The sequence below is a fragment of the Pseudomyxococcus flavus genome (assembly GCF_050038885.1).
In the GTDB taxonomy this organism is placed as follows: Bacteria; Myxococcota; Myxococcia; order Myxococcales; family Myxococcaceae; genus Myxococcus; species Myxococcus flavus.
The window spans coordinates 5,292,796-5,301,514 of sequence record NZ_CP143624.1; the positions used below are offsets into that span (position 1 = coordinate 5,292,796).

The window sequence follows — 8,719 nt, forward strand, 5'->3', positions numbered from 1 at the left end:
CGCCGCTACCGCGTCAGCGCGGAGAAGGCGTGCTCGCGCGCGGCATACTCCGCGTCGCGCAGCAGCAGGTGGTGCACGCGCCCCTGGAAGGGCGTGGGCACCGCGGGGAAGAGGTGGTGGGTGAGGTGGTACTGGTCATTGCGCGGGAAGAGCAGCCGGTTGAGCAAGCCCCACGCGAAGATGTGGTTGCGCGAGCGGTGGAACTCGTCCGCGGATGCGATGATGCCCGCGTGGTCCACGGCGTCGGACCAGTAGCGGATGACCTGGTAGGCGACGAAGTAGGGCACCGCGTAGGCACGCAGGAAGACGGCCCAGCCCACGAAATGCCCGAGGGTGAGCAGCCCCGCGATGAAGGCCCAGCGCATGAGCGTCACCCACGCCGGGTCCTCGCGGTGGAACAGCACCGGGCGGATGAAGGCGGGCAGGTGGATGAGCAGCAGGGGCCGCAGCAGGTGGTCCCGGGCGAAGGGCCGGTCGGGGTCCGCGAAGCCGAAGCGGCGGCGCGGCTGGAAGTCCAGGTCCTTCTCGGCGTCACCCAGGTGCAGGTGGTGGGTGAAGTGGTCCCTCCGGTACGGGGCCAGCGCCGTCAGGTCGAGCACCGCCAGCAGGTGTCCCAGGTTCCGGTTGTTGCGTTTGCCGCGCACGAGCATGCCGTGACAGGCCTCGTGCAGCATGTTGCCCACCGCACGGAAGCGGGTGGCGATGAGGAAGGCGGCCACGGGGTACAGGAGCCAGCCGGCCCGGGGCGCCAGCGCCAGCACCTGCTCGAATGCCGCCGCCACGCCCACGGCGAGGCCCAGGTGCATCGCCAGGTGCGCCAGGGCCCCGGGCACGGCGTGCGCGTGGTAGCCGAGCGCGGCGACCTCCCGGGCATACTCGGCGCGCAGCCTCGCGGCGATGGAGCCCGCGCGCACGCCGCGGACGGGCCGCGCGGCCGGGGACGGCAAGGCGTTGCTGTCCTCCCTGGGGGCGGCGCTCACTGAAGACCTTTCGATGCAGGGGGGGAACAGGGGAACGGTAGCCGGGGCCTCCCGGCCGGGCAAGGCGGCGCCCGCGGCAGCGGCACAACGTGTCAGGCGGACGGCGCTCGGGGCGGAGCGGCCAGCGCGGTGGGCAGCGGGACCCCGGCGCGCGCCGCGAACACCAGCTCCTGCGTGGGCAGGGGGATGCACACGGAGGACGGGAGGCCCGCGTCCGCGAGCAGCTTCGCGTACTCGGAGGCGGAGAACAGGTCGCCCTCATTGGTCATGAAGCGGCGCAGGCCGAAATAGAGGTGGTCCAGGGGGCCGTCGCGGCGCTCGTTCAGCACGTACTCGGCGATGACCAGGATGCCGCCGGGCCGCAGCGCGCGCGCCACGCGGGCCAGGAGGCCCGGGACGTCCTCGGGCCGCAGCACGTTGAGCACCTGCGGGAGGATGATGACGTCGAAGTCCGCGGTGCCGAAGTCCTGGGTGAAGAGGTTCCCCGGCCAGAAGCGCGCCCGGTCCGCCACCTCCAGCTTCGCCACGTTGCGCCGCACCTGCTCCAGCACCACGGCCTGGTCGAAGTAGGTGACGTGCGTGGAGGCGGACGCGCGCGCGAAGGCCGCGCCCCACACGCCCGAGCCCGTGCCGATGTCGAGCACCGAGGCCTCCTCCAGCGGCCGCACGCTCGCGAGCGTGGTGGCGGCGCGGCGGCTCAGCTGGAAGTGCGAGGCGAACACGGCGGTGATTTGCTGGGAGTTGTCCGCGTAGAAGCGCCCGCTCACCTCGGGGTCCTTCAAGTCCAGCACGTAGCGCTCGTGGCGCACCGTCTCGTCGAGGCGGCCCAGCGCCTCCCAGTACCGCGCGGAGACGGAGAGCGAGCGCACCAGGTACGCCAAGGCCTTGCCCTCCAGCACCGGGGCGGCTTCGGGAGAGAGGGCCCAGTCCTCGCCCTGACGTCGCGTCAGCCCCATGGCCGCCAGCGCCTCCACGAGGACGCCCGGGCTCCGCGTGCGCGTGGCCTCTCCCAGCGCCTCCAGGGAATGGGGGCCCCTGGCAAGCGCCTCGAGCACGCCCAGGCGCCCCGCCGCCAGGAGCACCTGGTGCCGCAGGCCGCCGCGGGTGAAGCGGTCGAAGAAGTCCGCCTGCTCGGCGGCGGTGGGAGGCGCGGGCTCCACCAGGTGCTGGCGCACATGTCCCAGGACGTCCCAGCGCTGGCCCTCGACGTCCACCGCCTCGCCGGACGTTACCGCCTCCGCCAGCAGGCCCATGGGGCCCCACCACGGCAGCTCCGCGCGGAGTCGCGCCTGAAACACCGCGTCATCCAGGAGCGCCGCCGTGTGGGTCGCGAGCCTGAAACGGCGTGTGTCATCCATCTGGACGAATCCCAGACACACCAGCAGCTCCAGCAAGGCGCGGAGCCCTCGCGCCGAGCACCCCAGCCGCTGGGCGAGCTGCTCCACCGCCGGCGCCGTGGCCGCGTCTCCCACGGCGAGTGCGTCGAAGAGCCCCAGCCGGAGCGAGGCCTGGAGCAGCGCGGACTCGTTGGAGGCATTGCGCGCCCAGAAGTGCAGGGACTGCGCGAGGGAGGGGGGCTCGTGGGGGGCGGCCATGTGGACGCAGCTTGGCCTGTCCTTTCCATGGCGTGCAACCCGGCCCTCGGGGGGCCGCGTGGCAAACGGCTCTGATACGCTTGAAACATGGAATCACGCGTGTCGGTGGTGCAGCTCGCGGAGGCGCTCCTGCGTTCGGACGACCGCGTCCGGGACGTCTGGGTGGCGGAGCAGGTGGCCTGGGTGGTGCCCCGGCGCGCGGTGACGTCGGCGGAGCTGACCGCGTGGCTCGAGGAGCGGATGCCGGGGGAGGCGCCGGCGGTCGCGCTGGTGGACGCCCTGCCGAGGCAGGACTCCGGGCGCGTGGACGAAGCCGCGCTGCGAGCGGCGCGGCCTCCCATCCCCTCGAGGCTCCGGGCGCTGGAGGACGCGCTCCAGCACGAGGGCACCGAGGCGGTCGCGCTCGTGGGACCTCGCCAGGACGCGGAGTCCTTCACGCCCCTGGCCAGCCTGCTGCCCGACGCGCTGCTGGCGAGGGCCGGCGGCGTGGCGCCCGTGGAGGCCGCGAGCGCGTCGGCGTCGGCGCCCGTGGATGCCAGGCCGTCGCTCATCGACTCGGGGCCGCGCCAATCGCCGCCGGGCGCGCCCCGGACGCTCATCGAACTGCTCCAGCAGGCCGGGGCGGAGGCCCCGGAGCGGGTCATCACCTTCATCGACGTGGAGGGCCGGCGTGAGACGCTGACCTTCGCCGCGCTGTGGGACGAGGCGCTGCGTGCCTGGGGCGGCTTGCGTGCGCGGGGCGTGAAGGCGGGGGACCGGGTGATGCTCGCCATGGAGCGCCCGGGCGACTTCGTGCGCGGCTTCTGGGCCTGCACGCTCGGCGGCGTGGTGCCCGTCCCGCTGGCGTTGCCCGCGTCGCTGGAGCGCGCCCAGCCCGGCGTCGCGCGGCTCGCGTCGGTGTCGGAGCGGCTGGGCGCGCCGCTGCTGCTCACGGACGCACGGGCCGCCGCGCCCCTGGCGGAGCTGGGCCTGCGGGCCCTGGGCCTGGACGCACTGGCGGACGCGGAGCCGGGGGCGCCCGCCGCCGTCACGCCGGAGTCGCCCGCCATTCTCTCCTTCACGTCGGGGAGCACCGGCCGCCCCAAGGGCGTGGTGCTGTCGCACGCCAACCTGATGGCGATGGGCGAGGGCATGGTGGCCGGTGGGTGGTACCTGCCCGGGGACCTCGGGGTGAGCTGGATGCCGCTGGACCACGTCGCGGGGACGAGCTACCCGCACCTGCTCGCGCTGCGGACGCGGACGCCCCACGTGCTGGTGGCGCGCGACTACGTCCTGTCGGATGTGCTGCGGTGGCTGGACCTGCTCACGGAGTTCGGCGGGACGATGAGCTGGGCGCCCAACTTCGCCTACGGGCTGGTGGCGGACCGCCTGGAGCGCGGGGAGCGCCGCGCGTGGCGGCTCGAGCAGGTGCGCGTGCTGGGGTGCGGCGGCGAGTCGGTGCTGCCCGCGACGCTGCGGCGCTTCTCGGAGCCGCTGCGCGAAAGCGGGCTTCGCGAGGACGCGGTGTGCCCGGCCTGGGGCATGGCGGAGACGTCGTCGTACTTCACCATGACGCGCGGGGTGCGGAGCCATCCGGTGGAAGGGGCCACCGAGCTGGGGCCGCCGCCCCGGGGGGCGGCCCTGCGCGTGGTGGACGATGCCGACCAGGTGGTGCCGCAGGGGCGCGTGGGGCACCTCCAGGCGCGCGGCGCGCAGGTGCTGTCCGGCTATCTGGACGACGCGGAGCTCAACGCCCGCTCCTTCACCGCCGACGGCTGGTTCCGTACCGGCGACATGGCCGTGATTCGCGACACGCAGATGTGCATCGCGGGACGGCAGAAGGAGGTGCTCATCCTCCACGGCAACAACGTCTACCCCCAGGACATCGAGGAGGTGGTGGAGACGGTGCCCGGCGTGCTGCCGTCGTACACGGTGGCCTGCCCGACGCGGAGCGGTGATGCGCAGACGGACGAGCTGGCCGTCTTCTTCGTCCCCGCGCCGGACGCGCCGCCGCTGGCGGAGCTGCTGCGAAGCATCCGGGAGATGGTGGGGCGGGTGCTCGGCTTCCACGTGGCGTGCCTGCTGCCGCTGGAGCGTCACCAGGTGCCTCGCACCGAGCTGGGCAAGCGGGGCCGGACGGAGCTCCGCCGCCGCTTCGAGGCCGGGGAACTGGCCCGCGAGCACCAGCGCGCGCTGCGAATCCTGGGCGGGCCCGCCACGATGCCTCCGTGCCTCGCCGTGGCACGGTGGGTGGTCCGGCCGCTGCCCACGCCGGCGGGGGACGCCACGCGGGGGGTCCTCATCGCCCTGGCGGACGAGGCCTTCACCGAGGGGCTGCGCGCGCGGCTGCCGGGCCGCGAGGTGGTGCGGGTGGCGCCGCACCAGGGGCAGACGCTCGCCCAGGTCCTGGGCGCGCTGGCGGGGCGGGGCGTGCACTGCGAGGACGTGGTCGTCGCGCCGCCCGGAGTCGAGGGGGCCGCGGCCTCGTCCGAGGCCGCCGCGTGCGTGACGCCGGTGCTGCACGCGGTCCAATCGCTGGCACGGGACATCTCGCGCTCCGGCCCCGTGCGCCTGCTCGTGGTGCTGCCCGAGGCGGAGCGTGACGCCGCGGGCCTGCTGCTGGTGCCCGGCCTGTCGTGGGCCGCCGCGGCGGAGGTGCCGGGCCTGGAGGCTCGGGTGGTGTGGACACCGGATGGGGCGGAGGAGTCGGCGCGCCTCGCCGCGCTGGAGCTGGCGTCCCGGGATGCCGCGCGCGAGGTGGCCTGGCGGGACGGCACACGGTGGGAGCGCGTCTTCACGCCCTGGATGCCGCCGCCACTCACCGCGGCGAAGCGACTGAAGCAGGACGGCCTCTACCTGGTGACGGGCGCGCTGGGCGGGCTGGGGCGTGCCTGGGCGCGGCTGCTGCGTCAGGGCCTGGGCGCGCGGCTGCTGCTCGTGGGCCGGCGGCCTCACGGGCCCGAGGCCCGGGCCCTGGAGTCCGAGCTGGGCGCGGCGATGTACGTCTCCGTGGACGTCACCGACGTGGCGGCGCTGGGCGAGGCGGTGCATCGCGCGGAGGCGCACTTCGGTCGCCCCTGCGAGGGGGCCTTCCACTTCGCGGGCACGCTGACGCCGGCCACGCTGGCGGAGGAGACGCCGGAGGCGCTGGTGAAGGGCGCGTCCGCTCATGCACGCGGCGCGCTGTCCGTCGCCGCCGCCCTGGAGCACCGGCCCCAGGCCCTCCTCGTCTTCGCATCGTCGCTGATGGGGACCCTGGGCGCGGGGCGTCACGCGGCCTACTGCGCCGGAACGGGCCTGCTCGAGCGGCTCGCGGAGCGGCTGGCCGCGCGAGGCCGGCCCGCGGTGACGGTGTCGCTGAGCCAGGTGCGGGAGACGGGGCTCGCGCGCTCGCTGGGGGCCGCGCCGCCGGGCTACCGGGTGCTGGAGCCTTCCCAGGCGCTGGCGGCGGTGGCGCTGGGGGCGGAGCATGGCCCGGTGCATCTGCTGGCGGGCGTGGCGGCATCCGCCTGGCCCTGGCGCCACGCCGGCCTGGGGCAGGGGACCCCCTTGGAAGCGGCGCATGTCTTCGCCGTTCCTGGAGCGACGGGCCGCGCGCTGGAGGTCCTCGGGGACGCGGTGCTCCACGCCGTCACGGACTGGCCCCGCCGCGCGGATGGCGGCGTGGACCGTGAGGCCCTGGCGGCGCGGCTGTCAGGGGCCACTGGGGACGCGCCGCCGGGACCGCTCGAAGCGGTGGTGATGGAGGCGTTCCACGAGGTGCTCGGCGCGCAGGGCGTGGGGGCCGGCTCCGACTTCTTCACGCTGGGTGGGAGCTCGCTCCAGGCCACCCGGGTGATGGCGCGCATCAACGAGCGCACCGGCCTCCGGCTGCGCGAGGCGGCCCTCTTCGAGCACCCCACGGCCACGGCGCTGGCGGACCACGTCCGGCGCGTGGTGGACGTGACGCAGGTGGACATCTCGGCGCTCAGTGATGCCCAGGTGGACCTGCTGCTGCGCGTGCTGGGGCCGACATGAGCGGGGAGCGGTAGTTCATCCGGGTTGTCCGGTGTAGCGTCCCTTCCGCCCGGGTCGAGGTGTCACCCGGGCTTGTCATCGTCCCAGGAGCCTGCGTGACGCTGTGGTGGCTCACCCTTCAAAGCGTGCTGGCCCGCCCCCGGAGCTGGGTGGTGGGGCTGCTCGCGGCTGGCGCGGCGGCGTTGCTGACGCCGGGCGTGTCTCTGATGAACAGCATCCACGAGGGCACCCGGCGCAGCCTCATCGAGAGCGGCGCGGGCGACCTCCAGGTGTATGCCGCCGCTTCCGCCGGCACGCCGCAGGTGGTGGTGGGGCCGGGCGGTGTGCCGGACCTGCTCCCCATCCCTGACTACGCGGCGCTGGAGCCGCGGCTGAGCGCGATGCCCGGCGTGCGGGCGGTGGTGCCGCTGGAGCTGGGCATGGGCGCCACGTTCCGCGGCAACGCCCTGGACGAGAAGCTGGCGGTGCTGCGCGCGGTGGCGCGCGAGCCGGCCACCGAGGCGCGGGACGCGCGGCTGCGCCGGCTCGGCGAGGACCTGCGGCAGACGCTGGAGCGGGTGGCCCGGAACGCGGACCGCCGGGGCGAGGCCTTCGCGGAGGACCCCGTCTTCACCGAGGACCTCCGCGTCCTCCGGGAGGCGGCGCAGCCCGCCTTCTGGGCGGGTTTCACCGAGGACCCGCAGGGTCTGCTGGAGCTGCTGGAGAACCGGGTGGCGCGGCAGGCGGGCGAGGGCGAGGAGCTGCCGGTGGACTACCTGGGCACGGACGTGACGCGCTTCGCCCAGGCCTTTCCGCGCTTCGAGCTGGTGTCCGGGCAGCTGCCTCCGCCAGGCACGCGCGGCCTGGTGATGGGCCACGCCACCTACGAGCAGCACTTCAAGCACCCCATCGCCGTGCGCCTGGACACGCTGCGCCGCGACCGGGGGCAAGGCTACACCCTGGCGGAGGACGAGCAGCTCCGCACGCTGGTGGCGCGCAACCTCGCCGAGGTGCCGGACCTGGTGGCCCGGCTGGACGTCGAGCGCGCCACGGCGCTCCAGGCGGAGCTGGCCCGGGTGCTGGGGGAGACGGGGGAGCTCGAGACGCTGCTCACGCGCTTCCTCTCGGTGGACGACGCGAACTTCGACACGCGGTATGGCCAGTTCTACGGTGAGCTGGCGCCGCACCTGCCGCTGTACCGGCTGAAGCCCGGCGACACGCTCACCCTGCGCTCTCCGCTGGAGAACGTCATCTCCGCGCCGGTGCGCGTGTACGGCACCTTCCGCTTCCGGGGGCTGGGCGGCGACGACAGCCGGGTGAATACCTTGAGCCTCGTGGACCTGGTCACCGCGCGGCGCCTGTCCGGGCGTCCCACGGAGGCCCAGCAAGCCGAGGCCCGGGAGCTGTTCGAGTCCTTCGGCATGGAAGGGGACGCGACGGCGCCGCCCGAGTCGCTGGAGGCGTTCCATCCGCCGGCCATCGTCGAGGGCGAGGCCCAGACGGAGCACCGGGAGATGTCGCCCGTCTTCGAGCGGGCCCGGGCCCTGCCGGAGACCTACTCTGAGGAGGACCTCACCGGCGGCGCGGTGATGCAGGCCGCGGTGGTGCTGGAGCCGGGCGTCGCCGCGGAGGACGTCGCCGCGCGCATCGGCGCGCTGCCCGGCGGCGACGCGCTGGCCACGGTGGGCTGGCAGGAGGCGGGCGGACTGCTGGGAGGCCTGGTGGTGATGCTCCAGGCAGTCCTGCTGCTGTTCGCGCTGCTGCTGTCGTCCTTCGTCGCGCTGGTGGCCGCCGGCACGCTGCTGCTGCTGGCGCGAGAGCGGGTGGCGGAGGTGGGCACGCTGCGCGCGGTGGGCATGCAGCGCCGCGAGGTCTTCACCTCCCTGCTGCTGGAAGGGGCCTTGCTGGGCGGCGCCGGGAGCCTGCTGGGCGCGGCCCTGGGGGCGTTGCTCCTGCGGCTGGCGACGGGCGGGGGCGTGGCGGTGGAGGATGGCTCGTTGCAGTTCTTCCTCGGAGGGCCGGTGCTGCATCCGGAGCTGTCGCTGGGTGGGACGCTGGGGGTGGTGGTGGCGGTGACAGGGGTGGTGGTGCTGGCCTCGCTGGTGCCCGCGTGGCGCGGCAGCGCGGTGGCGCCCATCGAGGCCATGCGCAAGGGCGAGGGCTGACCGG

At 74.7% G+C, this 8,719-nt stretch carries 4 protein-coding genes; 2 read left to right on the plus strand and 2 right to left on the minus strand.

The annotated features are described in order from the left end of the window. Positions 1-5 precede the first annotated feature (5 nt). Both VZL07_RS22155 and VZL07_RS22160 read right to left on the minus strand, forming a co-directional pair. Entirely contained in the window at positions 6-947 is a 942-nt protein-coding gene (locus tag VZL07_RS22155; protein WP_426749599.1) for a fatty acid desaturase, read from the minus strand. A 125-nt stretch (positions 948-1,072) separates the two neighbouring features. Continuing rightward, the gene (locus tag VZL07_RS22160; protein ID WP_426749600.1) at positions 1,073-2,575 is read right to left on the minus strand and encodes a class I SAM-dependent methyltransferase; all 1,503 of its coding nucleotides are present in this window, start codon (positions 2,573-2,575) and stop codon (positions 1,073-1,075) included. Positions 2,576-2,662: 87 nt separating this feature from the next. Here VZL07_RS22160 and VZL07_RS22165 point away from each other — a divergent pair, with 87 nt between their 5' ends. Then, the gene (locus tag VZL07_RS22165) at positions 2,663-6,571 is read left to right on the plus strand and encodes an SDR family oxidoreductase (RefSeq protein ID WP_426749601.1); all 3,909 of its coding nucleotides are present in this window, start codon (positions 2,663-2,665) and stop codon (positions 6,569-6,571) included. Positions 6,572-6,666: 95 nt separating this feature from the next. Further along, complete coding sequence (locus tag VZL07_RS22170) at positions 6,667-8,715, plus strand: FtsX-like permease family protein (protein ID WP_426749602.1); 2,049 nt, start codon at positions 6,667-6,669, stop codon at positions 8,713-8,715. Positions 8,716-8,719 lie beyond the last annotated feature (4 nt).

What these genes read in the sequence shown, in the direction of transcription:
- VZL07_RS22160 (WP_426749600.1), bottom strand. Translation starts at nt 2,575, where the DNA reads ATGGCCGCCCCCCACGAGCCCCCCTCCCTCGCGCAGTCCCTGCACTTC.
- VZL07_RS22165 (WP_426749601.1), top strand. Translation starts at nt 2,663, where the DNA reads ATGGAATCACGCGTGTCGGTGGTGCAGCTCGCGGAGGCGCTCCTGCGT.